Consider the following 23,555-nt stretch of genomic DNA (forward strand, 5'->3'; position numbering starts at 1 on the left):
CGCCCGTTCCTTTCAATCCTTCTGAGGTTCGCTGACCCTTTAGGGAAAGGGACCGCCGGTTCACGGCCGGAAGCATCAAGGCTGTGCTGCCATTAAAAGACACACGCAAGGGTCGGCACAGATACGAGGGAAGAAGCTACCACGGATCTCCGTCTCAGCCCCCTAGGGGACCCGGGCCCGAGTATTATGCGGCCAGCAATACCCAGAACCGGACTGCACTTATGGACCTCGTACCGCGGAGTCATTGTTGGCGACACTAAACCAACGCTAGGGCGGCCTTCTCGGAAAATCATCCCTAACAACTACTCGAGTTTCGGTAACTGGGACTACCTAGGTACTTGCAGGCGATGAAGGGGGGCCCGGCGACGGTCTGGGAGCGTGGCCTGGGCTCAGGGGGGGACCTTGCTGTACGGGTCCCGCTCTCTCAAGGGGCCATGGGCCCTGGTTGCGCGCTGGTGCCAGCGAGTAATCGGTTTTCCACAGCGGGGCCGTGGCGTACGGAAGCATCAAAACCAAGGACAGGGCTGCCACAAGCACTCCGGTCAGAAAGCTGTTGAGGATGCAGCGCCCGCGCCGGCCGCCTGGAACATGAAAAACTGGCCGCGCAGATAAAGGAGGTCTCGGGGTCCCGTGCATCATTGGTCTCCCTACGATCGATAAGAACCAGGATCTGTACAGGCCGTTCATGTCGGCCGGCAGTCTTCATGAGCTGGGCGGCCGGGTCCGGCACTGCTGGGGTGTGCCAGGACCCGGCCACCCCGGAAGGCAAAGTTTGCAGCTCCTTTAGCTCCGGGGCACTGCCATCCTCAGCCGCAGGCACTGGGAATCGTTTGCCGGACCCTATGGCCGTTACCACCCATATGTGGGGTCAGCCCGGGCAGGGACCACCCCGATAAGGCCCGCCAAGAACTTTGTGCCTTGCGGTTCCCAGCCGCCACCTTGTGCCAGGTGCAGGTCGGGGACATGGGACGAGGGAGTGTAAAGGACATGATGACCCATGAACTGCAGGGCAGGACCCCATCTGCACGAATGTGCGCGGCCACGCCCGGTGCTCCGCGTCCCAAGACTTGAACTAGAGAGGGAACGAACTTTGGCTCATGGGCAAGCCAACGTTCTGGCGAGCGTCTTTTCGCGGGCCAGATGTTGGTTGTCGCAATGACTGCACGCCGCGGTCAACCGCTAGACGTGTCACTCAAGCGGCAGCTGAACAATAACGAAAGTCCCGGTTCCCGGACGTGACTGCACATCCAAGTAACCGCCCGCCAGGCTGACCTCGCGCTGTAATCTGCGAAGTCCGCCTTCCGTGGCGTCTCCTGACGGCGACCTGTCGAAGCCTACCCCGTCATCTTGGACGCACACCCGCACGCTTCCAGGCTCAACCTTCAGACGGACCGCGACTTTCCGGGCCACGGCGTGAGCCAGGATGTTGCGGAATATTTCATCGGTTGCCCTGTAGAGCGAGATAGCGGTTCGCCTGTCAACTTCGGCGTCGGCATGTTCGACCTCCAGCGCAACACTAAGTCCAGTCGACCGGAGTTTGGCTCCGAGCCGATCGATCACACCGGCGAGGCCGAGGGCGTGGAAGTCGAACGGATGCTCGGCCAGCGCAACGTCGGAGGCAACGAGCAATTTCACGGGATGGGAATCAACCATGGCGGCCCCCATTGAATGGCGACATTCGGAACTTACCGTTTCATCATCGCTGGGTGACCTTGGAATTTCCATGGGGATGGGAGGCGCCCTCCCCCATCCAGGGTGTCCGGCGACGAAACCCTCGACCCTGGAGAGCCAAGTGTGCCAGGCGGATGCCGTCTTCCTTAGTACTCGAATCTGACCGTGGTGGGGGTGATCCGGAGTCTTCCCTCTATTTCGGCGGTCCTTTCGATGGCGTGTTCCACCTGCTGTGCCAGGAGTGCGATGGCGGCTTCTTCCCTGGACATCTGGGGCCACATCATGCGCCACAACGCGACGTCGATGTCGATGAGGGCACGGATTTCTTCGAGGGATTCACCAAAACTGAAGATCCTGTCCCCGTTATCGCGGGACGGAACGACAACGGTCACGGATGTTCCGCGGATCAGAACAACACCAAGGTGGCCAAGCCCGAGCTGTAGGGCAGAAGCAAACGACTGCAGCTCAACTGATGACATTTCGGCCTGCCGGCTGGAAGCACGACCGTGCATCGAGGAACCGTTCGAAAAAGCTGGCCATGGCATATCCCTCCCAGTCTTGGCGGTCGCCGCTTTGCACTACCGCCCCTAAGAGGTCCGGCCCCCCGGCCTACGGACCATCCGTGGCGCTGACAGAGACTCAGCTGGTCCCTCAGCGCCACGATCAGCTTGCCCGAGGCAAACAAGAGCTCGCAACTGTGACACGCCGCACACGGCAGGACTGCGGCAAACCTGAACGTCGGGTTGTTACTGGCCGGGGCTGCAGGCGGGGAGAGCTGCGGGGGCGGGGAGCGACTTGGTGAGCGCGCGGATTCTGGCGATCAGGGCTTTCGTGGCCGGGTCTTTCTCCAAGCGGCCTATTGTGGGCGCTACAGCTGCCTGGAAGGCGGCGATGCCCTGTACCGGCGCCATGAAGATGGTTCCCCCGCGCTTACAGTATGCTGCTGCCTCGGCCGCGGTAGCCGACATTGATTGTTTGGCCCATTCACGGGTCGCGTCTGCCGCTTCCTGGAGTACTCGGCGTTCCTGGGCCGTCAATCGGGCCAGCCGGTTCTGGCTGATGACCAGAGTGTTGATCTTCGGATAGAGCGCAAGATTGCCGGTTACGGTGGACGGTTTGGGCAGGCCCGCGGCCCGTCCGAAGGACGTCTCGGTCGCACCGACCTCGCCCTTGGCCAGTGCCTGTGTGAAAAGGTTCCCCGGCAAAGGTTTCGGGAGTCGCGCCGAAGGATTGCAAAACTTCGTCGGTGGTTTCCGACGTTGGGGCGCGAACGACCTTGGAATCAAGGTCGCCTGGATCTTCAATGGGGTCGGCGAAGGAAAAGAGAAACCGCTGGCCCTCCGGGAACAGAGCCAGTCCAGCCAGTCCGAGCGGTTTAAGCCCGGCCAGCATCGGGGCAGCGAAGGACGGGGCGACAACCTCTTTCAAAACCTGATCTCCGGTCACCAGGAACGGTGCTGAAAGGGCCCTGAACGTGGCGACTCCTTCGCCTTCCCACGTTCGACTGGGGATCAGTGCCATGTCGACTTCGTCCGCTTCGACGAGCTGGGCCACTGCCTGGTTCCACGCGTCCGTGTCGTCGCCCGCGGCTTTGAGCTGGGTGGCTATCCTCATGCTGCCCCCCGACAAGTCCTGGACTCGCCGGGCGAGTTCTTCAATCTGGGCAGCCCCGGGACGGTTAGCGCTGGTGGCCGTGGCAACGGTGAGCACGGTTGCATCATCGGTTGCCGTCTCCGGGTCCTTCGGTGCTCCACACGCTGCGGCGGTCACGATGAGTGCGGCAATGGCTGCTGCGGCCCCGACGCGCCTGGACGCATTCATCTTGACCTCTTCCGGTCCACCATCAGCCTCACCAATCGGCTGGCCCGGATGGACTCTACCTAAACAATTTTCATCCCCCCCGGGCACACCGAACAAGACGGCGCAGACAACCCGCAGGCAACTCCGGGCTGGCTCTCAGGCGCGGACTGCCGGGCGATACCAAGCACCTTCCGTTTTCAGGTCAGGCAGGGCGGCAGGGAACCATTCCAGGGTTCTCCGCCGGCGGCCCAAACCACTTAAGCAGGTGGCGGAACAGGTCTTCCTGGTCTTCGCCTATCCACGCAACGTGGCCGTCCGGCCGGAGCAGGACCGCGGGCGCGTCCAGTTCCGCACTGGTATCCGCCACGAGGTCGACCCGGTCCGTCCACCCCGCCGCCGACAGTTTGCCGGTCTGGTCGAGCAGGAGCCCGCGTCCTTCGCGGGTGAGCTCATAGAGGCGGCCGCGCGACAGCGGGATGTCGCGGAGGCGCCTGCCGAGCAGTGCGGGCCCTTCACCAAAGTCGTACCGCACCCCGGTCGAACTGATCCGTTCGGCCAGAAACCGGCTGACGTCGTCGAACTCCATCAGCTCCGCCAGCAGGCGGCGCACGGCCTGGGGTCCGGGTTCCGGGGAGATCAGTTCGCTCTGGGCGCGGGTGATGGTCAGGACGTCGGCCGCGACCGGGTGGCGCTCGCTGAAGTAGGTGTCCAGCAGCCCCTCCGGCGCCCAGCCTTTGACCTCGGCGGCGAGCTTCCAGCCGAGGTTGAACGAGTCCTGGATGCCGAGGTTCAGCCCCTGCCCGCCCAGCGGCGGGTGGACGTGCGCGGCGTCGCCGGCGAGGAACACCCGGCCCGCCCGGTACTGTTCGGCCAGCCGGGTGGCGTCACTGAACCGGGTGATCCAGCGTGGCGAATGGACGCCGAAGTCGGTGCCGGCGTGGGCGCGCAGCTGCGTCCGGAGTTCCTCCAGGGTGGGCGGGACCGAGCGGTCCTCGGCCACGGACGCCGCAGGAACGACGGCGCGGAACAGCCCGTTCCCGGCCGGCCCGACGCCGAACCCCCGGTGGGTCTTGCGCACTTCGTTCACGATTGTGGCCAGCTCGTCCGGGGGAGTGGTCACCGCCATCTCGCTGTGGATCCATTCGGTCGTGGCGGGGTCGCCGGGGAAACCGACGCCGAGCTGCCGGCGCACCAGGCTGCGTCCGCCGTCGCAGCCGACCAGCCAGCTTGCGCGCAGCCGGGTGCCGTCGGCTTCGACGGTCACCCCGTCGCCGTCCTGCTCGAAGCCCGTCACCTCGCAGCCGCGGCGGACTTGCGCTCCGAGTTCGACGGCGCGCTCCGCCAGCAGGCGGTCGGTGACAGGCTGCGGGATGCCAAGAATGTAGGCGTGGCCGGTGTCCAGGTCAGCCGGCAGGGGCTTGTCGATCCCGGCGAAGCGCCCGACGCCGGGATACTGCTGCCCCTCCGCGAGGAACCGGTCCAGCAGGCCGCGCTGGTCCATGATCTCGATGCTGCGCGGGTGCAGCCCTAGCGAGCGGACCGCCTGGGTGGGCTCCGCGTCCTTTTCCAGCACGAGCACGTCCACGCCGTGCAGCCGTAGCTCGCTGGCCAGCATCATGCCCGTCGGGCCGCCGCCGCTAATGATTACGTCAAACATGTGAGAACCCCAATCCAAAAGTCGCCGCGGCCAACCATTCTGGCGGAGGGGAGGGGCCTTGCGGCAAGCCCCCCGGCGACCTATATTCTGAAAATGGCAGGGCCGGACAGACCCGTCTGTCTTGTTTCCCAGCTGTTCGTTGTAATATCCGGTTGTGGACACCTCAGAAGGGACCGAGCAGCCAGGGCGCACTGCAGCGGGCAGTCCTGCGGAGAAGATCCTTGCCGTCGCCTACGAACTGTTTGCCCGGCGCGGGATCCGTGATGTGGGGGTCGACGAGCTGATCCGTGCCTCAGGGGTTGCCAAGGCCACCTTCTACAGGCACTTCCACTCCAAGGACGACGTCGTCCTGGCCTTCCTCGAGCAGTGGTACCGGGAACGCACGGCCGCGATCGAGGACGCAATCGCCCGGCGCGGAAGCCGCGGCGAGGCGGCCATGCTGACCATCTTCGACGTCTTCGACGACTGGTTCCGCCAAGGCGCCGCCCAGGTCAGCTCCTTCCTGCACGTGATGATGGAAATGGGCCCCGACCACCCCCTCGGGAAAGCGAGCATCCAGTATCTGGAGAAGACCCGGCAACAGATCGCCGACCTCGCAAAAGCCGCCGGTCTCGACAACCCGTACGACTTCGCCTGGTCCATCCACATCCTGATCAAGGGAGCCATCGTGGCCGCGGCCGAAGGGGACCCCCGTGCCGCTGCCCGCGCCAAGGACATGGCCACCCTGCTCATGGGCAGCCACCAGAAGTAGCCAGGGCTGCGCCACCGCCCATGGTTCGTCCGGGCAGCGGCCTTTTCGTGAAGAAAACACAGATCAGGGATAATCGTCACCATGACCCTCGCTTCGCTCGCTGCCTTCGCTGGACTGTGCCTTGTGCTGTCCCTTACGCCGGGACCGGACACGTTCCTGGTGCTGCGCATCGCGTTGAACCGGCCCAGCGCCGGGATTGCTGCTGCGGCGGGCTCCGCGGTTGCCGCCATCGCATGGGCGGCCCTGGTGGGCGTCGGGCTGGCAGCGATCCTGGAACAATCCGCGGAGGTGTTCCGCTGGCTCAAGATCGCGGGCGGCCTCTACCTGCTGTACCTCGGCATTTCCTCGTTCCTGAAGACCAGGAAGGCCGCCAAAAACGGCATGGAAGCGGACGGCAAAGAAGGAAGCGCGCTTCGCTACAGCAACCTCGCCGGCCTCGGCGCGGGGGCACTGTCCACGCTGCTCAACCCCAAAGTCGGCCTGTTCTACCTGGCAGTCGTTCCGCAGTTCATCCCGCAGGGCGGCGACACCATGGGCACCGCGATGATCCTCGGCGCCGTGGAGGCGGTCATCGGTTTCGCCTACCTGGCCGTCGTCGCGCTCGTCGCTTACAAGGCGATGGGGTGGTTGCGGCGCCCAAAGGTGAGCACCGGCGTCGAACGCGTCAGCAGCGGCATTATTGCCGCCCTTGGTGCCGGCGTCATCGCCTCCGGCGCGACCAGCTAATCCCTGCCATTTAGAATCATCGGAAGCAGGCTGCCGAGGAAGACGCGACAGCGGCCGCCCCTAATGCTTCCTCCGGTTGCTGTCCGACACTCCGCAGATGGTCACGATATATTCTTCTATTCCAAATCTTTGTGACAGCCGGATTGCCTGGTCTTCCACTTTTGACGTGAGTCGAGGAGCGTTCCGTCCATGTCGAACATGACGCAGCTGACCTCCATGCGCGTCGGACGGGTTTTTTGCGGAACTATCATTTTTTCTGGGGGCTTTCAGTCTCGGAACTGGATTTTGCCCGGGGTGCCCGGGACGGATTGCTTTGAAGGGTGAGGATCGAGTGAGTCTTGATCGGATAGATCAGCGGATCCTTGCGGAGCTCACGAAGAACGCACGCGTGAGTCATGCCGAACTGGCGACGAAAGTCTTGCTCTCACGCAATGCCGTGCGCCAGCGGGTGGACCGGATGGAACGGCAAGGGTACATCCAGGGGTACACCGTGGTGGCCGGCCCGCCCGGACAGGGACCCGTTTCGGCGTTCCTGATGGTCTACAGGAAAGACCGGGTGCGGGGTTCGGACGTTGTCACCGTCTTGCGGTCGATTCCGGAAGTGGTGCTGTGCGACGTCGTGAGCGGTGACTTTGACCTTCTGGTGAGGCTCGAGGCGCGGTCTTTGGAGCGGGTCCAGGAGATCTGGGAGCAAATCGCTGCCCTTCCGGGAGTGACGGACACCGTGACGGCCATGACGCTTTCGAGCCTTATCAGGCGCGGCGCCGTGGCCCCCGCCGGGACCCCTACCGAGGGCGCCGGCGCCACGGAGTAGCTGCTGCCTGGATGCGGGTGGTCACGGCTTCGTGTTCCTGATGCAGACAACCTTCGGCTGGGTCATCTCTTCGTACGCGAAATGGACGCCCTCCCTGCCCATGCTTCCGTATTTGGAACCTCCGAACGGCATGCCATCGAAGCGGTAGTCCGACGAGTCATTGATCATGACGCCGCCTGCCTCGATTCGGCGGGCTGCCTCCATGGCGCTGCCCAGGGAGTCCGTGAAAATCCCCGCGTGAAGGCTGAAATCGATGGCGTTTGCGACTTCGATGGCGTCTTCAAAGGTGTTGAAGGCATGAAGCATGACCACGGGCCCGAACACCTCTTCCTTCCACAGCCTGCTGTCCGCCGGAACCGCCTCCAGAACGGTCGGCTGAAGCACGTTTCCCTCGGTGACGTTGCCCGCGAGAAGGACGGCACCGGCGTCGATCGCTTCATCCAGCTTGGACCGCAGCTCGCCCAGCGCAGCAGGGCTGATCATCGGCCCGACGTCTGTCCGCTCGTCCGACGGATCGCCGGCAACCAAACGCGCCGTCGCGGCCAGGAATCGCTCGCGGAACTCGGCGTACAACGGCGTGGCCACGAGGATCCGCTGCACCCCCACGCAGTTCTGGCCGGCTGCCCAGAACGCCCCCGAGACGCAGGATTCCACGGCCTCGTCAAGGTCGGCGTCGTCCAGCACAATGACAGGAGCGTTCCCGCCGAGGTCCATGGACAGCTTCTTCAGGCCAGCCGTACGGGCGATGCTCTCACCGGTGGAGAACCCGCCGGTGAAGGACACCATGCGTACGTCTCTGGACCTGATGATAGTTTCGGTCACCTGCCGGTCTCCATGGACAACGGTGAGGACTTCGGGCGGAAGCCCGGCGTCGACGAGGGCGTCCGTGAGCAGTTGGGCTGACAGCGGAGTCAGCGCGGAGGGCTTGAGGACGACGGCGTTTCCTCCTGCGATGGCCGGGCCCACCTTGTGTGCCACCAGGTTGAGAGGGTCGTTGAAGGGCGTGATCGCCGCAATGATGCCGAGCGGTTCCCGCGAGTACCACCCGGTGCGGTCTTCCGAGCCTTCGTAAGAGTCAAAGGGGATGACTTCGCCGGCGTTCCTGCGCGCCTCGGCCGCGGACAAACGGAGCGTGTTGACCGCGCGAAGCACTTCCTTCCGTGCCTGCCGGATGGTCTTTCCGGACTCCGCCACGATCGTCCGGGCAAACTCTTCGCTTCGTTGATCGATGTCCGCCGCGGCGGTGTCAAGGATTTTCCCGCGTGCGTTGCGGGACAAACCGCGGGCCTTCCGCGCACCGGCCCTGGCCACTTCGAGCACGGCTTCGCCGGCGATGGCATCGGTCAGCTGCACCGCACCGACCACCCTGCCGTCGTAGGGGCTTGTCACTTCACGAAACTGCGGCAGCACCGCTTCCGGGGCGCAAAGCGTCGATTCAGACATGTGCGGCCGCCCCTGTCTTGGCTGCGTGCATCGCGATGATGTCGGAGAGCAAGGCGTAAGCGGTTTCAACTCGGCCGGCTCCCGGTCCGGAGACGGTGACTGGGCCAAGGAGGTCCGTGTCGAAGGAGACGGCGTTCGTGGCGCCTGAAATCCCGCAGAGTCCGTGGTCGAGGGGGAGGGCGACGGGCGCTACGCCGGCTGTGACGGTCCCGTCGGGATTCCGCCGTGCCGAACCGATGAGCTTCCAGCGCCGTCCGTCCTGCGCCGCATTCCGGATTTCGTCCAGCGTGACGGACGAGATTCCCTTCCGCTGGACGTCCTGGAGTTCGATGCCCGCGTCGAGAAGTTCGTTGGCCAGGATCAGGACCTTGAGCTGGACGTCGTGGCCTTCGATGTCGGCTGCGGGGTTGGCCTCTGCGTAGCCGAGTTCCTGTGCTTCTTTGATGGCTGCCTCGAAGCCCAGGCCGGCTTCCATGCGCCCGAGCACGTAGTTGCTGGTGCCGTTGAGGATCCCTTCGAAGGCGTTCAGCTTGAGGCCGGCAAACATCGTCTTTGCCAAGCGGATCACCGGCGTGCCGCTCATGACGGCTCCCTCGAACTCGAAGTGCGCACCGTTCTGTTCGGCCAGGGAAGTGAGCTCCGCCCCGCGAAGGGCAACCGGGCCCTTGTTCGTGGTGCAGACGCTCTTGCCGGATTCGAGAGCCCACCGCACGTGCGAGACTGCAGGCTCGCCGTCGTCGGGGTTGGTGAAGGTGGCTTCGCAGATGATCTCGGCCGTGCACGTGCGGATGACCGACTCATTGTTGGTGTCAGCAGATCCGCCGTGGTCGGCGAACGTTTCGTTTCCGCCGCCCAGATTCAGGGCCAGGGAGAGGTCAATGCCTTCGGGCCGGACCAGGGATCCGAGCCGGAGGTCGGTTATGGCAACGACCCGCAGGCCGAAGCCCAGCTCGGAATGAAGTGCCTCGCCGCGGGCAGCGATCAGTTCCGCCAGGGTCCTGTTGACGCCGCCAAAGCCGATCAGCGCAATGTCATAGGTGGTCATGGTGCTCCTTCAGTCAGTTACATCGGTCCTCCAATGGTCACTGGGTTCCATGTCAGCCAGGGCATGTGGTTCCGACCGAAAAACAGCGCGAATCGACCATCCGCATGCCGGTTCGACATGTAGCTCAAAGACTGCGCCTGTGCAACATATGCATGTTTAAATGTTTTTAATGCCCGCTTCGTGTTACCTTCGTCACTACCCCGTTCGCAGCCCGGCCATCCGGTGGCCCCGCTGCCCAATGCATCAAGCCCATTGCTCACCTGAGCTGACCCGCCCAACTGGGAGACACTATGGAACCCTCACCGTCCGTCACGCTTGAACCACAACCCGCCGGCCCGCCGTCGGCCGAATCCGGGCTCCGCCGGTCCATGGGACCGCGGCATCTGGTCATGATCGCCATGGGCGGCGTGATCGGCTCCGGGCTCTTCCTGAGTTCGGGCTACACGATCTCCCAGGCAGGGCCGCTCGGCGCGGTGATCGCCTATCTGATCGGTTCATTCGTTGTGTACCTGGTGATGGCCTGCCTCGGCGAACTGGCCATCGCGTACCCGGTCTCGGGTGCCTTCCACATCTATGCCGCACGGTCGATTGGCCCTGCCACCGGGTTTGCGACGGCCTGGCTCTATTGGCTCTGCTGGGCTGTGGCAATCGGTTCTGAATTCACAGCCGCCGGGCTCCTCATGCAGCGATGGTTTCCCGGCATAGACGTGTGGGTCTGGTGCGTCGTCTTCGCCGCGATATTGTTCGCATCCAACGCAGTTTCCTCGAGGTTCTTCGGCGAATCCGAATTTTGGTTCTCCATCGTCAAGGTCGGCACCATCATCGTCCTGATCGTGCTCGGCGGCGCTGCCCTCGTCGGTTTCCATCCGCTGGCCGCCTCGGGCAACCACCCGTTCCTGTTCGAGAATTTCAATACACCCGGCGGTCTCTTCCCGAACGGCTTCACCGGTGTCCTTGTTACTGCGCTGGCGGTGTTCTACGCGTTTTCCGGCTCTGAGCTCATCGGCGTGGCTGCCGGCGAAACGGCTGATCCGGCCACCAGCATCCCGAAGGCGATGCGGACCACGGTTTTCCGCTTGCTGATCTTCTTTGTGGGCGCAATTGCCGTCATCGCCGCAACCCTCCCGTTTGACCAGGTCGGAGTGGATGAGAGCCCGTTCGTCAGCGTCCTTTCATCGATCGGTATTCCGTTCGCCGCGGACATCATGAACTTCGTCATCATTACCGCCCTCCTTTCCGCGGGCAACAGCGGCCTGTACTCGTGCGCACGGATGCTCTACTCCCTTTCGGAGGAAGGGCATGCTCCACGGGCGTTCCGGAGACTGACCCGTCGCGGAATCCCCATGATCGCTCTATCCGTCAGCATGCTGGGTGGACTGGCTTCGCTCATCAGCAGCGTGGTTGCGCCGGAAACGGTGTACCTCGTCCTTGTTTCAGTGGCCGGATTCGCCGTCGTCGGGGTCTGGATGTCCATCACCGCCTCACACTTCTTCCACCGACGGTCCTTCGTCAAGAACGGCGGCAACGTGGCTGCTCTTTCTTACAGGGCCCCGCTGTACCCGCTGGTGCCGATCCTGGCGTTCTCGCTCTGCTTCATTTCGCTGATCGGCATCGCCTTTGACCCGAACCAGGTAGCCGCCCTCTACTTCGGGATTCCCTTCGTCGGTGCCTGCTACGCCTTCTTCTATTTCAAGTACGGGCGCGGGGCCCGCACAGCCGAGCTGGCCTAGCTGCATCTTCTCGTCAGCTTCGCGGCCCGGGGGCGTTCGTCTTCCGGCCGCGAAGCTGGCGGATGAATCGAACTGAGGGCATGTGAGAATAGGCGTGGTTATCCGGAGGAAGGAGTGTTGACAGTGGATTCTTCCTCGGAAGCGTCGTCCATGGCGCAGGGACTTCGGATTGTGCGGCTGGTCGCGGACCGGGAGAAGCAGGGCAGGCGGCTTCTTGGTGTTTCCCAACTTGCCGCCGAACTGGAGATGGAACAGAGCCGTGTATCCCGGCTGACCCAGGAACTGTGTGACCTGCGGTTGCTGGAAAGGGTTGAGCGGGGGCCGTTCAGAACAGGTCCGCGCTTTTTCGGCCTGGCGGCATCGCTCAACACCGGCTGGGTCCGCGAATCGAGAACCGTGCTGGAGGACCTGGTTGCTTCCCTGGGCCTCAGATGCCGCGTTTCCGTCCGGGACGGCTTCCGCGTCATTCTCTTGCGTGCTTCAAGTAACGACGCCCTCCCGGGCAGCTTTGTGAAGCCCGGCATGGTGACGCCCGCATGGTGCACCGGATCGGGCCGCGCACTTCTTTGGGACCATCACCAGGCCGCCATCCAGGACCTTCTTGAGGACGTCAACTTCATAGGGGTCGGCGGCCCGGGCGCGGCGCATTCACCGCTCGAAGTCGGTGGGCTGATGGAGCGCGACCGGCAGCGCGGTTTCGTGGTGGCGGCTGAAGAATTCGAGCACGGAATCTACGAGCTCGCCGTTCCGGTCCGTAATCCCGACGGAAGCATTCTTGCATCGCTCTGCGTTCTGGGCGGCCAGCAGGAGATCGAGCCTGGTTCGAATGACATCGCCAAAGCCCTATTGGAGGCTGCCCAGAGACTGGGGAATTGCGACAGCGGCGTGGGGCAAGTCGGCCGGGTCGGCAGCCCTGCTCCACATGGCCACCCTAGCTAAGCTCTTTCCCCTGCCCTGAATAGCCCAGCGCCGACTCCAGCCACTTTCCCCATGACATAAGCGCCGCTGCGCAGGACTCCCGCCGTGGTTCGAGGCGGGTCTTGCGACCCACGACTTGAAGGGCGGCCACCACATCGCCTTTGAAATCCCGGATCGGGACGGCCAGGGAATAGAGGCCGGGTTCAGCTTCTTCGTCGACAATGCAATATCCCCGCGACCGTGCGTCACGCAAGCGTGCCAGGAAGTCCTCCACGTCAACGGGAGTATTGGGGCCATGGCGAACAAACGATGCGTTGGCCAAGACAGTCCGGACCTCCGTGTCGGACGCTTCCCATAGCAATGCCTGGCCAGCGTCGCTGCAGTAAGCCGGGTACGGCCTGCCTAGCCAGGAGCCGACCATGTTGCTGCTTGCCGGAACCCGTTCGCCGATGGTCACGGTGCTGTCAGCACTGAGGACTCCGAGGAAGCATCCTTCGTCAGTCTCGCCCGCCAAGCCTTCCAATGCGGTCATGCCATCGCTCTGCAACCGCTGCTCTGTCAACAGCTGGGCATCCGTAAAGAGCGACCAACTCACTGTGTATGACCGCAACTCGCCGCGTTGCAGGAAGCCTTCCTGTTCGGCTCCCCGCAGGCTCCGGGAAACCTGGCTGCGGTCTTTGCCCAGATCATTTGCAATATCAGCGACCGTGCCGCCCGGGAGACCTGCTGCGTGACGGGAGCCGACGGCAAGGACGGCCATGATTCCGCGGCCCATGCTGGATGTCTTGGACATGGATTCGATTCTAGCCACCGGACGGGCGCCCCTTAGCGGACAGCCCCGGCGGATGGGCGCTAGTGGATAGCGAAGACCCGCGCTGGGAATCCGCTGCCCCGCAGGGGCTTCGGCCACGTCGCGATGACGGCAGCGCCCCACTCTGGAAGGTCATCCAGGTTCGCCAGGAGCTCGATTTGCCATCTGTCCTGGGCCAGGATGTAGGTTTCCAGGCTGAAGTCCTGGCGGGAAGTAGCCAACCCGGGATCGGTGTCCGTCTGTTCATGGCCGACAGCGGTGATTGAGCGCTCTTCGATCAGGAAGGAGAGGACGTCACGGGACCAACCCGGGGTGTGGCTGACGCCCTCCCTGTCCTTGTTCGCCATGGCGTCCGCGTCCGGCCAGCGGTGGCTCCATCCGGTCCGTAATGCCACGAAGGACCCTGCGGGGACTTCGCCGTTGCGGCGCTCCCACTCCCGAATGTCATCCATGGTGGGTGTGGCGTCGTTATTGGTGCTGACCCGCTCGGTGATGTCCAGGATCACCAACGGAAGGATCATGTCTGTTGCGGGAATCTGGTCCAGGGTCCGTCCCCCGCGGATGAAGTGCGACGGAGGATCGACGTGCGTTCCCCATTGCCCGATGATCGAATATCGGTGCGCGGTGAACCCGTCGCCCTTCTCCATGTCGAAGACGGCCTCCCTGATTTCGTTGGGGAACGCCGGGAAATGCGGCTGGCCGGGGTGGAACGCGTGCGTCAGATCGGTAAATGTCCTTCCGGCAAGTAACTGCCCCAGGCCGTTCCAAAAAGTTGTCGTGCTGGTTTCAATCATGATGCCGCCCCGATCCCGTAGGTCGCCGCCGGTGCGGTGCCGGAAACGCTGATGGGTGCGGACAATTCGATGACCGGCACCTCCCAGGGGTGGATTTCGACGAGGCGGCGGGTGAACTTGTCTACTGCAGCGTTGTCCAGTGCCGCATCGAAATACGTGGTGAAAACAAACGTGGGCGAGAAGGTCTGCAGGCCCACTTGGCCCAATGTGGGGTTGGCTCCCTCTGCCACAGTGAATCCTTCGAACCCCAGTCCGGACTCAAACACGTGCCGGTAGTTTCCGAAGTCCCCCAATTCCGCGGATGCCGCCAGGGCCCGGAGCAGGGCGGCGATGCCCTGGTCGTCTTCGAATGCCGCGGCTTCACCTTTCGCAAGCCGCGAAAAGGTCTCCCCGTCAATAGGCCAATGCACGCGCAGCTTACGTACTGCCTTCATCTCAATGTTCAAAGGGATGCCTCTTTCGTGGATCTGCCCGGACTGCTTGAATTGCCATGGTGACATAGTATGATGGTCATTACAAGCAAGGAAAAATGCGTATGATGATCATCAACGCTTTATCCCGAACCACTGGAGCTCTGGACCATGCCCCGAAACACCACCCTGTCCCGTTTGCTCGGCTCCGGTGCGCATCTGACACTGGACGGCGGGCTTGCCACTGAGCTTGAAGCACACGGATGCGATCTGGGCGATCCTCTGTGGTCGGCCAAGGTCCTTTTGGAGCAGCCGCACCTGATCAAGCAGGTACATCGCGACTATTTCGACGCCGGCGCCGCAATCGCCAATACCGCCAGCTATCAGGCCACGCCGCAAGGGTTTGCCATGCGCGGCATTGGCGAGGCGGAAGCCTTGGAATTGGTGGCGTTGAGCGTTCGCTTGGCCGACGAGGCGCGGCGGGAGTACCTGGCCGAAAACCCCGGTGCCGGCCCCTTGCTCATCGCCGGCTCCGTTGGTCCGTATGGCGCCTATCTCGCGGACGGTTCCGAATACCGGGGAGACTACATCCTTAGCCGGGAAGAATTCATGGACTTCCACAGATCCCGCATCGCGGCCTTAGTGGAAGCAGGTGCCGACCTTCTGGCGTGCGAGACGCTGCCCTCTTTTGCAGAGGCTGAGGCTCTTTTGGCGCTCGGGGAAGAGTTCGACGTCGAATCCTGGTTTTCCTTCACGCTGCGGGACGGCGGGCACATCAGCGACGGCACGCCCCTCGCTAAGGTTGCGGCGCTTTTGGGGGCGCAGCAGCATGTGGTGGCCATCGGCGTGAATTGCGTGCCATTGGAATTGGTGTCCCCGTCCCTTGGGGCCCTGGGCAAAGCCACCGGCAAGCCGTTGCTCGCGTACCCGAATTCGGGCGAAAGCTATGACGCCGGCGCCAAAACGTGGAAGCCCGGCAGCGGGACTCCCGGTTCCTGGCGGCCGTCGAGCCTCGCCGAAGGGGCTGGCGCCTGGCGCGACCTTGGTGCCCTCCTCATTGGCGGGTGCTGCAGGACGACGCCGCGGGATATCGCTGCCGTGGCAGGGCTATCAACGAAAGGTTAGCCCCGCTAGAGGAACTGTTACTGGGCCCCGCGGGGCACCCTGTCCGGGTGCACCATGTCGCCGAAGCCGTGCACCATCCACCGGCCGTGGTCGGGCCGCCACACGAGCGTGATCAGCAGCGGGTCGTCCAGCACCGAGGCCGGTGTGATGAGCGTATGTTCCTTGGCTTCCCGGATGACCCGCATGTAGCAGACGTTGAGGTCCCCGTGCGCGTAGACGGCTTCCTGCAGCATGCCGGCATCTTCAATGGAGTCCAGCAGGGCCGCGGCGATTTCGAAGGATCCCCAGAACGGACGGGACTCCGGGGTCACGATCATGTGCAGGTCGTCCAGGTTCTTCGCCCTGTCGTGGAGCGCCCTGAAGAACCAGTAACCAATCCGGCGCGGATCATCGGCGATTTCCTGCGATTCTTCCCCTTCGAGGTCAAAGTCTCCGGTCATGGCACAAAGCTACTCGTGGGGGCGGGCTGCTGACGAGACCCCCGTGGGCACCGTTTCCCTTTGCTTAGTCTCCGGTAGTGGCGGTGTGAACGGCGAGTGACGTCAAGGAAATGTTGACGGACGGTGATGGTGTGGCTCTAATGGAAGACATGACTACTCGACAGAAAAACGGTTTCGCTGCCTACGGTGGTTCATTGCTCGCGCTGCTTGGCATGATCATGGGGTATTTCGCTTTCACGGCCACCGGGGGCGTGAACGCCATGGTTCTGGTTGTGGCCATCATCGCCCTGGTGTGTGGCGGTTTGCTCGTGTCGGCGGCCATTGTGGGCATTCGGAAGGCAGACAACTAGGCCATGGATCCGGTCTCCTTGGCGGCGGCCATCGCCCAGGCGGTGGCGAACGCCAACCCGGAGCTCTCCAAACGGCTGGACGACGGCGAGGATGTGTACGCGGAGATCCTGGAAGTGGCTGCCCGTGCGCATGAAGAGACGAGGAGCATCCTGCAGGCCGCCGTTGACTCGGCCCGCCGCGCAGGCCATAGCTGGGAAGCCGTCGGCCGAGTCCTGGGGGTCTCTAAGCAGGCCGCCCAGCAGAGGTTCGGGCACGCCCAGCAATCGTCTGACGGTAACGTCCCGGCGGTAAAGCGGCTCTATCCGGTCAATGCGTTCAACGAAATGACTGTGCTCCGGGAGGCCGGGAAGTACGGCTGGCACTCCGTGGGATTCGGTGTGCGGTTTCACCGCATCGAGCTGTCAGCTGAGCAATGGGAACATATCCGGATCATTGCAAACCCCAAGGCAATCCATGACCTGGAAGAGCAGGGCTGGCAACGGATCGGGGAGCAATCCTTTCCCTGGGCCTATTTCAGCCGTCCGCTGCACGCCCCCCGCCGCGAGGGGGATCCGCCGCCGGACGTCCTTCGGCTCATCAGAGGCGACGCCGCTGCCGGGCGTTAGCATGTGCCCGCAATCAAGACGCCGGCATCGCTTCCGCTAGGCTGGCTTCATGACGTTGGGGGACGCGGCCGAGCCGCTTGTGCACATCGAAAACTTCCGCATGGACTTCGGGGAGACCACGGTCGTCAAAGACCTGTCCTTCGATGTCCGGGCCGGGGAGACCTTCGGGTTCCTGGGCAGCAACGGGTCCGGGAAGACCACCACCCTGCGTGCACTGCTCGGCATCTACAAGCCCACCGCCGGAACGCTGCACATCGGCGGGAAGGTCTTCGAGCCCAAGGACGGCGCCCGGCTGGGGTACCTGCCGGAGGAGCGGGGCCTGTACAAGAAAGAAAACGTCCTGGACGTGATGGTCTACTTCGGCCGGCTCAAGGGCCTGAGCAAGCACCATGCCCGCGCCTGGTCCCAGAACTACCTGGAGCGCGTCGGACTCGCCGACAAGGCCGCGGTCCGGCTGGACAAGCTCTCCGGCGGCCAGCAGCAGAAGGTCCAGCTCGGCGTCACCATCATGAACGACCCCGACCTTCTCATCCTCGATGAGCCCACGAAGGGCTTCGACCCGGTGAACCGACGCCTGCTGATGGACATCATCGAGGAGCAGAAGCTCGCCGGTGCCACGGTCATCATGGTCACCCACCAGATGGAGGAAGTGGAGCGGCTCTGCGACCGCGTCATCCTGCTCAAGGACGGCACCTCCCGCGCGTACGGGACGGTCGCCGAAGTCCAGGACCAGTTCGGCGGCACCGTGTACCGGCTGGGGTACGACGGCGTCCTGCCCGCCTCGGACCTGTACGACGTGGTGCGCGACGGCGACGGGCACGCCGAGCTTGCCCCGGCCGCCGGCGCCGACGAAACGGCGGTACTGCGCGAACTGATCGCGGCCGGAGTCGCGGTGCGCAGCTTCGCCACCGCACGGGCGTCGCTGGAGGAAATCTTCATCCAGGTGTACGGGGAACAGCACGAAATGGCAGAGGTCTAGGACGATGGCACGCACGGCATTCAAACAGCACAACCTGGGCACCGTCGTCGGGTTCGAATTCATGCGCACCATCAAGAAGCGCGGGTTCATCATCGCCACCCTGGCCATCCCGGTGGTCTTCGCGATCATCTTTGCCCTGGTCTACGCCAGCAACTCGAGCACCTCGGCCAACGCCGACGCCCAGAAGAACTCGGCGCTGGCCTTCACGTACACCGATGCCTCCGGGCTCATCCCCGCAGCGCTGGCCCAGGCCGTCGGCGGGACTCCGACGTCGGACCCTGCCGCCGCGCTGGAGGCTGTGAAGAACGGCCGCAGCGAGGCGTACTTCGCCTACCCGGCCGATCCCGCCACCCAGCCGGTCAAGGTCTACGGCGCGGACAAGGGCATGTTCGAGAACGGCAAGTATGAGGCCGTGGCCAAGCACCTGCTCACCACCGCGGCCCAGACCCGGGTAAATTCGCCGGAAGTCACCGCCGCCTTGAGCGGCGGAGTGAAGTTCGACGCCGAAACGTACCGGGACGGCCGGGTTTCCGGAGGCATCGGTTCAGTCATACCGCCGCTGCTGTTTCTGGTCATTTTCTACGTCAGCATCATTTTGCTGTCCAACCAGATGCTCAACAGCACGCTGGAGGAGAAGGAGAACCGGGTCACGGAGATGATCCTGACCACCCTGAACCCCACCACCCTGATCACCGGCAAGATCGTGTCCCTGTTCGCCGTCGGGCTCCTCCAGATAGCAGTGTTCCTCACGCCGATCGCCGTCGCCTACTTCCTCTTCCGCGACTCGGTGTCCCTGCCCGACCTCGACCTGTCCTCCCTGGTGTTCGAGCCCGTCCCGATGATCACCGGCGCGCTGCTGCTGCTGGGCGGGTTCACCCTGTTCACCGGCGTGCTCGTGGCCATCGGCGCCATCATGCCCACGGCCAAGGAAGCCGGCACCATCTTCGGCCCCCTGATGGCCCTGATCTTCGTGCCCTTCTACGCCGTCAGCCTCATCGTCAGCGACCCCGAAGCCCTGATCGTGCAGGTCTTCACCTACTTCCCGCTCACCGCCCCGGTCACCGCACTGCTCCGCAACGGCTTCGGAACCCTAGGGCCCGTCGAATCTGCCATCGTTATCGCCGAGGTCTTCATCGCGGGGATCCTCGTCCTGCGCCTGGCCGTGCACCTGTTCCGCTACGGCTCCATCGAATACGGCCGCAAGCTCTCCATCGCCGGGACGTTCCGCCGGAAGGAACTGACTGCCAAGTAGCCCAAGTCCTCTGCACGCCCCGTGAAACCGGGAACACAGCATCGCGTCACCCTGACCCCGATGCGGCCGAGGGCTGGGACAACGAGGGCGGACACGACCGCACTGCTTCGGCGGGACGGTCGTTTGCCGATGCCCTCCCACCAGTTGATCCGGTCCCGGGTCACTGAACCCCCAGCCACAGCCGTTCCACGTTCCCACGGGTCCGACGGTGCATCCCAAGAACGTTGGCAGAACGCCATGACCACCACCCAAGCCCTTCCTCAGGTACGCGCCGATTCGCCGCTAAAACTCAGCGGGATCCTAGCCTCTGCATTACCGCATGACCTCGGCACAGCGCGCAGCTCCGCGCGTTACACCGTGCCCGTAGTCTTCTCCCGCCGGCCCGAGCCCAGGGAACTCGATCTGCTCCACGGCAGCAACGTCAGCCGACGTCTCGCCGAAGCCGGGTACAGCGACGTCGAACTCCGCGTCTCGGACCGCCGGCTCCTCATCACGAACACCAACCTCATGGATCTCAAGACAGGACTGGCCCACCTCCTCGGCGTCATCCTGGGCGAGGTCACCACCCAGGCGGCGCTGGAGCGCACCGAACGGGCAGAGGAACTGGACGCCCTGGGCCTGATCGAGGAACAGCGGCTCGAATCCATCCGCCGGGCCGCCGCCGAGATCCACTTCGACTGAGCCCGGTTCCTTTCGGGCCGTAGGCCCGCCGTCCGGCTGATAACGTCAGGGGCGCCCCTGGGTCAGATAACGGCCAGGGCGCCCTTCGCGCTTTCCACCAGGACATGCGTGGCGGCCGGAAGATGCCTGACCTCGCCGTCAATCTGGCAAGGAACAGCATCCCGCGTGGTGAAGGCGTAGCTGCTGACGCTTGGCTGATTACCGAGTCCCAGCGTCACGGCCCGAAGAGTCATCAGGGCCATCTTCCAGCGCCCGGAGTGGGGGAGCGTCACAACCTCGAACAGGCCGTCGTCGGGGCCCACCGACTCGCTGACCGTCCCGTACTTGGCCATCCGCGAAATGTTGGCCAGGATCAGGCTGTCGAAGCGGGCGGTGGCCCCGTCGGCCCTGACCAGCTCGAACGGGCTCAAATGGGAGAGCGTACGGGCAACGGACATAAGTTCGAGGAATTTGCCCTTTCCGCCGCTCTCGATGCCGATGGCCATCAGCGGCGTGAGCCCGAAACCTATGTAGGAGTGGGAGTAGTGGACCTGCGCCGGCTGTTCCGTCCCGAACGTAATGCGCAACAGGTCGATATGCCGGACCCGGCCTTCCCGGACGGCTTCCGGCAGCGGTCGTGCGGGCATGCTGCGGTGGTGGTCATTGGCGTTACCTGCCGCGACGACGGTGCACACCGCGCTGCTGCCGGGAACGTCCATCGCCCCGTTGATAACCTCGTTGTACCCGCCGTCGCCGCTGACCGAAACAATGAGCGGGGACCCTGCCGCCGCCGCGGACCGTGCAAGGTCCCGTGCGTGCCCGGCAAAGCCGGTGGGCAGCAACTCAACCTGCAGATCCGGTACTCCGGCCGCCAGATCCCGCTGCAGTTCGGCTATCCTGGCGGCCATGCCGGGCTTGCCGGGATTGAAGACCAGGACGGCACGGTCAAAACGGGTTGCGGGTGCCCGGTGGGGCCCACTCGCTGTCATGGGCCTTTCAGCCTCGTCGATCCACCAAGTCGTCCGCCACGCGGCGCAGGTCCTGGACCCAGCCGGTTGACCGGCTGGGGGCGCCCGAACTGGCTTCAAAGTTCGCAAGGGCTTCCGCTATGCGCTCCAGTGCGTCCGAGATATTGGCCTTGACCGCTGCATAGCCCTCCTCCGAGCGGGGGTCGGAGGAGACCGAAGACAGCAGTTCCGCTCCGGATTTGATGACCAGTGAGGCCTCGTACTCGTTCACACTCACACCTCGCGGCTTCCTCGGGTTGCGGGAACTGCCCGTCAGCACAACCATACATCTGCAGTTGCTGCCTCGCGGGTAGCCCGAAACAGGACGGCGCCTTACGTGAAGATGTCCGTCACGTACCTGCCGTGGGTGCGCTCCACCTCGTCCATCCACCGAACGCGGGCATCAGGATCCGGTGCGCCTTCTGCCCGTTGCGTTCCTCGGTTTCTGCGCTTCTTGGTGCTTCTGGTTGCCGGGGGAAGGGGCGCGGGAGCCTGCTGTGGGCTGGGCTTGTACAGAATGCTCCCGACCGATGCCGGGGACTACGGCTTTTTTCTTGGTTGGTCTCGTGCATGAACCACCCTGCGCCGCACGACCGGCCCCGGCCCTCACGACCGGCCCGGGGCGCGGCCGCGCATGAGGGTTAGGGCCGGTTTCGTTGGAGGCGCAGCGTGATTCCTCAGCGTCTGCTGAAGATTTCCGCAGTTAGGGATAGGTCCAGGTCAAGATTTTCCGAGCTTATCCACATATGGGGCCGTAACGGTTTCCGTGGCCTGCGCGCCATGCTCCCATAGTAGGGAGCCAAAGCATCCAACAGCATCTGGCGCCTTCTTGGGGGAGATCCAATTGCCAAAGCATCTTGCACCTGCCGTTGTCCGGCGCACGCAGCAAAACCTGCGTTCCGGCGTTAATCACAATGTTCTGAGCCGTGCCGTCCGGGTAGGCGCGGGCGCGGCTTTCCTGGCTGTCTACGCTTTTGGATTCCAGGGCGCTGCTCCAGTTCTCTCGTCCGGGCAGGCGCCTGCCGAGGTGGCCGGCGATATCGCCGTCAACATGCCCCTCGTATCCGCTGCCGTGGCCGAGGCTGCTCAGGGTTCCGTTTCCAGCGCCGGCGTTGCAAGCCTTAGGGGTTCAAGTACTAGCGCTTCAAACCCCAGCGCTTCAGGCACCGGCATTTCGAGTGCCGGTGCCGTCTCGGCCTCCGCGGACGCGTTCGTGTCCTACAGCCGCACGGCAGTCTTCACCGAAGCAAAGCCAGTGAACGAAAAACTCGATGTGGTTTCCACCAAGGTGCGCCGCCCCGCGGCCGGAAGCCTTATGGCGCCGCTGGAGGTCCTGGTTCCCACCTCGCACTTCGGGCTGCGGACAAGCCCCATCTCCGGCGCAGCAGGGGAGTTCCACTGGGGGCAGGACTTTGCGGCCGCCTGCGGAACCAACGTATTTGCAGCGGATGCCGGTGTGGTGCGGGCAGTGGGATGGCACCCGTGGGGTGGCGGCAACCGTGTGGAAATCGACCACGGCAACGGCCTGATCACCACCTATAACCACCTTGAGGGCATCGGTGTGAAGAAGGGCCAGTCGGTCCAGGTGGGGCAACTCATCGCCAAGGTCGGGACCACGGGCTCATCAACCGGATGCCACCTGCACTTTGAAACCATTTTGAACGGCAAACACACGGACCCGGACAATTGGACGCTCCTGCGGCTCCGCCACTCGGGACCTGTTGCCAACATCAAGATGACCGACTACCGGAAGGCCGGCACCGCGACGGAAACGCCGAATTGGGCTGTTCCGGTAGAGGCCAGCGCCCAGCGGAGTGCCGTCAACGACGCGTCTGCTCATAGCGCTGCCTCGGTGAAGTCCGCTTCGACTGCCAAGGCGTCTGCTTCCGCAGCCAAGTCCAGGGGCAGGCGCGCTGCGGCTCCGGCGACGAAGGCGGCGGCGCCTAAAGTGGCCGCGCCGAAGGTGACCGCGCCCAGGCCGGCTCACCGGGCGCCCGCCACTAAGCCGGCCACTCCGGCTCCTGCCCCGAAGATCGCGCCTAAGCCGGCGACTCCGGCTCCAGTCACGCCGAAGCCCGCTCCAACGCCGGCCCGCACGCCCAAGCCGGCAACTCCGGCTCCGGTCACGCCGACGCCCGCTCCAACACCGGCCCGCACGCCCAAGCCGACAACGCCCGCTCCGACACCGGCTCCGGCACCGACCGTCACGCCAACTCCGGCAGCTACGCAGACTCCTGCACCGGCCGTCACGCCTGCTCCCGCAGCTACGCCGATGCCGGCTCCTTCGCCCAGCACCTCAGCGGCACCGAAGGTGGCCGCACCCAAGCCGGCAACGGCGGCTCCGGCTCCGGCTGCAGCACCGGCTCCCGCGGTAACCTCCGCTCCTTTGGCCATGCCGTCCTCGGCTCCGACTCCTTCAGCCAGTGCTGCCGCGACCTCCACACCGGCTCCCGTCCAGGCTCCGGCTCAGCAGCTCACCCGCAAGCAGGCAAAAGAAGCCGAGTCAGCAAGGAAATCGAAGGCAACCGCAGCAGCGGCTGCTACTGAGACGGCAGCTCCGTAGCGA

Annotated in this window: 25 protein-coding genes and 1 pseudogene; 13 read left to right on the forward strand and 13 right to left on the reverse strand. The window is 64.2% G+C overall.

Going from position 1 to position 23,555, the window contains the following annotated elements:
- Positions 1–1,188: 1,188 nt before the first annotated feature.
- Positions 1,189–1,410, reverse strand: a complete 222-nt coding sequence (locus ABIE00_RS04325; protein ID WP_502914270.1) for an ATP-binding protein — start codon at positions 1,408–1,410, stop codon at positions 1,189–1,191.
- Between ABIE00_RS04325 and ABIE00_RS04330 the strand changes: the two genes are divergently transcribed.
- Positions 1,348–1,668 (forward strand): hypothetical protein, encoded by a 321-nt coding sequence (locus ABIE00_RS04330; RefSeq protein WP_354263518.1) that lies wholly within the window; start codon positions 1,348–1,350, stop codon positions 1,666–1,668. The genes ABIE00_RS04325 and ABIE00_RS04330 overlap by 63 nt on opposite strands.
- A gap of 149 nt (positions 1,669–1,817) precedes the next feature.
- On the opposite strand, the gene ABIE00_RS04335 is transcribed toward ABIE00_RS04330, so the two are convergent.
- The 4 genes and pseudogenes from ABIE00_RS04335 to rox all read right to left on the reverse strand — a co-directional run bounded on the left by ABIE00_RS04335 (position 1,818) and on the right by rox (position 5,128).
- Positions 1,818–2,063 (reverse strand): hypothetical protein, encoded by a 246-nt coding sequence (locus ABIE00_RS04335; RefSeq protein ID WP_354257181.1) that lies wholly within the window; start codon positions 2,061–2,063, stop codon positions 1,818–1,820.
- A 354-nt stretch (positions 2,064–2,417) separates the two neighbouring features.
- Entirely contained in the window at positions 2,418–2,876 is a 459-nt protein-coding gene (locus ABIE00_RS04340) for a type 2 periplasmic-binding domain-containing protein (protein WP_354257184.1), read from the reverse strand.
- Positions 2,877–2,931: 55 nt separating this feature from the next.
- Positions 2,932–3,492, reverse strand: a pseudogene (locus ABIE00_RS04345) (hypothetical protein); the annotation flags it as partial.
- A gap of 181 nt (positions 3,493–3,673) precedes the next feature.
- On the reverse strand, positions 3,674–5,128 hold the full coding sequence (gene rox, locus ABIE00_RS04350) for a rifampin monooxygenase (RefSeq protein ID WP_354257187.1): 1,455 nt from the start codon (positions 5,126–5,128) through the stop codon (positions 3,674–3,676).
- 154 nt (positions 5,129–5,282) lie between these two features.
- On the opposite strand from rox, the gene ABIE00_RS04355 reads away from it, so the two are divergent.
- The 3 genes from ABIE00_RS04355 to ABIE00_RS04365 all read left to right on the forward strand — a co-directional run bounded on the left by ABIE00_RS04355 (position 5,283) and on the right by ABIE00_RS04365 (position 7,419).
- A complete protein-coding gene (locus ABIE00_RS04355; RefSeq protein WP_354257190.1) occupies positions 5,283–5,879 on the forward strand; it encodes a TetR/AcrR family transcriptional regulator in 597 nt (198 codons plus the stop codon).
- Between the two features lie 81 nt (positions 5,880–5,960).
- The gene (locus ABIE00_RS04360) at positions 5,961–6,605 is read left to right on the forward strand and encodes a LysE family translocator (protein ID WP_354257193.1); all 645 of its coding nucleotides are present in this window, start codon (positions 5,961–5,963) and stop codon (positions 6,603–6,605) included.
- 313 nt (positions 6,606–6,918) lie between these two features.
- Positions 6,919–7,419: an Lrp/AsnC family transcriptional regulator gene (locus ABIE00_RS04365; RefSeq protein WP_354257196.1), complete on the forward strand. Its 501-nt coding sequence runs from the start codon at positions 6,919–6,921 to the stop codon at positions 7,417–7,419.
- A 21-nt stretch (positions 7,420–7,440) separates the two neighbouring features.
- Here the strand turns inward: ABIE00_RS04365 and ABIE00_RS04370 are convergent, their stop codons facing one another.
- Together ABIE00_RS04370 and ABIE00_RS04375 are read right to left on the reverse strand one after the other, a co-directional pair.
- Positions 7,441–8,862 carry an aldehyde dehydrogenase family protein gene (locus tag ABIE00_RS04370; RefSeq protein WP_354257199.1) on the reverse strand — a complete coding sequence of 474 codons (1,422 nt, stop codon included), beginning with the start codon at positions 8,860–8,862 and terminating at the stop codon, positions 7,441–7,443.
- Entirely contained in the window at positions 8,855–9,907 is a 1,053-nt protein-coding gene (locus ABIE00_RS04375; protein ID WP_354257201.1) for a homoserine dehydrogenase, read from the reverse strand. The genes ABIE00_RS04370 and ABIE00_RS04375 overlap by 8 nt, the downstream gene beginning before the upstream one ends.
- A gap of 290 nt (positions 9,908–10,197) precedes the next feature.
- Between ABIE00_RS04375 and ABIE00_RS04380 the strand changes: the two genes are divergently transcribed.
- On the forward strand, positions 10,198–11,637 hold the full coding sequence (locus ABIE00_RS04380; protein WP_354257204.1) for an amino acid permease: 1,440 nt from the start codon (positions 10,198–10,200) through the stop codon (positions 11,635–11,637).
- A 123-nt stretch (positions 11,638–11,760) separates the two neighbouring features.
- Positions 11,761–12,576, forward strand: coding sequence for an IclR family transcriptional regulator (locus ABIE00_RS04385; protein WP_354257207.1), 816 nt, complete (start codon positions 11,761–11,763; stop codon positions 12,574–12,576).
- On the opposite strand, the gene ABIE00_RS04390 is transcribed toward ABIE00_RS04385, so the two are convergent.
- The 3 genes from ABIE00_RS04390 to ABIE00_RS04400 all read right to left on the reverse strand — a co-directional run bounded on the left by ABIE00_RS04390 (position 12,569) and on the right by ABIE00_RS04400 (position 14,660).
- On the reverse strand, positions 12,569–13,330 hold the full coding sequence (locus tag ABIE00_RS04390; protein ID WP_354257210.1) for an IclR family transcriptional regulator: 762 nt from the start codon (positions 13,328–13,330) through the stop codon (positions 12,569–12,571). The two genes, ABIE00_RS04385 and ABIE00_RS04390, sit on opposite strands and share 8 nt — an antisense overlap.
- Positions 13,331–13,407: 77 nt before the next feature.
- Entirely contained in the window at positions 13,408–14,160 is a 753-nt protein-coding gene (locus ABIE00_RS04395) for a cyclase family protein (RefSeq protein WP_354257213.1), read from the reverse strand.
- The gene (locus tag ABIE00_RS04400) at positions 14,157–14,660 is read right to left on the reverse strand and encodes a YqfO family protein (protein WP_354257216.1); all 504 of its coding nucleotides are present in this window, start codon (positions 14,658–14,660) and stop codon (positions 14,157–14,159) included. Before ABIE00_RS04400 ends, ABIE00_RS04395 begins: the two co-directional genes overlap by 4 nt.
- A gap of 81 nt (positions 14,661–14,741) precedes the next feature.
- Between ABIE00_RS04400 and mmuM the strand changes: the two genes are divergently transcribed.
- Positions 14,742–15,695 (forward strand): homocysteine S-methyltransferase, encoded by a 954-nt coding sequence (mmuM, locus tag ABIE00_RS04405; protein ID WP_354257219.1) that lies wholly within the window; start codon positions 14,742–14,744, stop codon positions 15,693–15,695.
- 17 nt (positions 15,696–15,712) lie between these two features.
- Here mmuM and ABIE00_RS04410 read toward each other — a convergent pair whose 3' ends face one another.
- Positions 15,713–16,135, reverse strand: a complete 423-nt coding sequence (locus ABIE00_RS04410) for a hypothetical protein (protein WP_354257222.1) — start codon at positions 16,133–16,135, stop codon at positions 15,713–15,715.
- Positions 16,136–16,284: 149 nt separating this feature from the next.
- Between ABIE00_RS04410 and ABIE00_RS04415 the strand changes: the two genes are divergently transcribed.
- The 5 genes from ABIE00_RS04415 to ABIE00_RS04435 all read left to right on the forward strand — a co-directional run bounded on the left by ABIE00_RS04415 (position 16,285) and on the right by ABIE00_RS04435 (position 20,003).
- Positions 16,285–16,485, forward strand: coding sequence for a hypothetical protein (locus ABIE00_RS04415; protein ID WP_354257225.1), 201 nt, complete (start codon positions 16,285–16,287; stop codon positions 16,483–16,485).
- A gap of 3 nt (positions 16,486–16,488) precedes the next feature.
- On the forward strand, positions 16,489–17,091 hold the full coding sequence (locus ABIE00_RS04420; RefSeq protein ID WP_354257228.1) for a hypothetical protein: 603 nt from the start codon (positions 16,489–16,491) through the stop codon (positions 17,089–17,091).
- A gap of 49 nt (positions 17,092–17,140) precedes the next feature.
- Positions 17,141–18,070, forward strand: coding sequence for an ABC transporter ATP-binding protein (locus ABIE00_RS04425; protein ID WP_354257230.1), 930 nt, complete (start codon positions 17,141–17,143; stop codon positions 18,068–18,070).
- Between the two features lie 4 nt (positions 18,071–18,074).
- Positions 18,075–19,322 (forward strand): ABC transporter permease, encoded by a 1,248-nt coding sequence (locus ABIE00_RS04430; protein WP_354257233.1) that lies wholly within the window; start codon positions 18,075–18,077, stop codon positions 19,320–19,322.
- A 237-nt stretch (positions 19,323–19,559) separates the two neighbouring features.
- Entirely contained in the window at positions 19,560–20,003 is a 444-nt protein-coding gene (locus ABIE00_RS04435; protein ID WP_354257236.1) for a hypothetical protein, read from the forward strand.
- A 62-nt stretch (positions 20,004–20,065) separates the two neighbouring features.
- Here ABIE00_RS04435 and ABIE00_RS04440 read toward each other — a convergent pair whose 3' ends face one another.
- Both ABIE00_RS04440 and ABIE00_RS04445 read right to left on the reverse strand, forming a co-directional pair.
- Positions 20,066–20,971, reverse strand: coding sequence for a diacylglycerol/lipid kinase family protein (locus tag ABIE00_RS04440; RefSeq protein ID WP_354257239.1), 906 nt, complete (start codon positions 20,969–20,971; stop codon positions 20,066–20,068).
- A 7-nt stretch (positions 20,972–20,978) separates the two neighbouring features.
- A complete protein-coding gene (locus tag ABIE00_RS04445) occupies positions 20,979–21,227 on the reverse strand; it encodes a hypothetical protein (RefSeq protein ID WP_354257242.1) in 249 nt (82 codons plus the stop codon).
- 606 nt (positions 21,228–21,833) lie between these two features.
- Between ABIE00_RS04445 and ABIE00_RS04450 the strand changes: the two genes are divergently transcribed.
- Positions 21,834–23,552, forward strand: coding sequence for a M23 family metallopeptidase (locus ABIE00_RS04450; RefSeq protein ID WP_354257245.1), 1,719 nt, complete (start codon positions 21,834–21,836; stop codon positions 23,550–23,552).
- Positions 23,553–23,555 lie beyond the last annotated feature (3 nt).

The sequence above is a fragment of the Arthrobacter sp. OAP107 genome, assembly GCF_040546765.1.
In the GTDB taxonomy this organism is placed as follows: domain Bacteria; phylum Actinomycetota; class Actinomycetes; order Actinomycetales; family Micrococcaceae; genus Arthrobacter.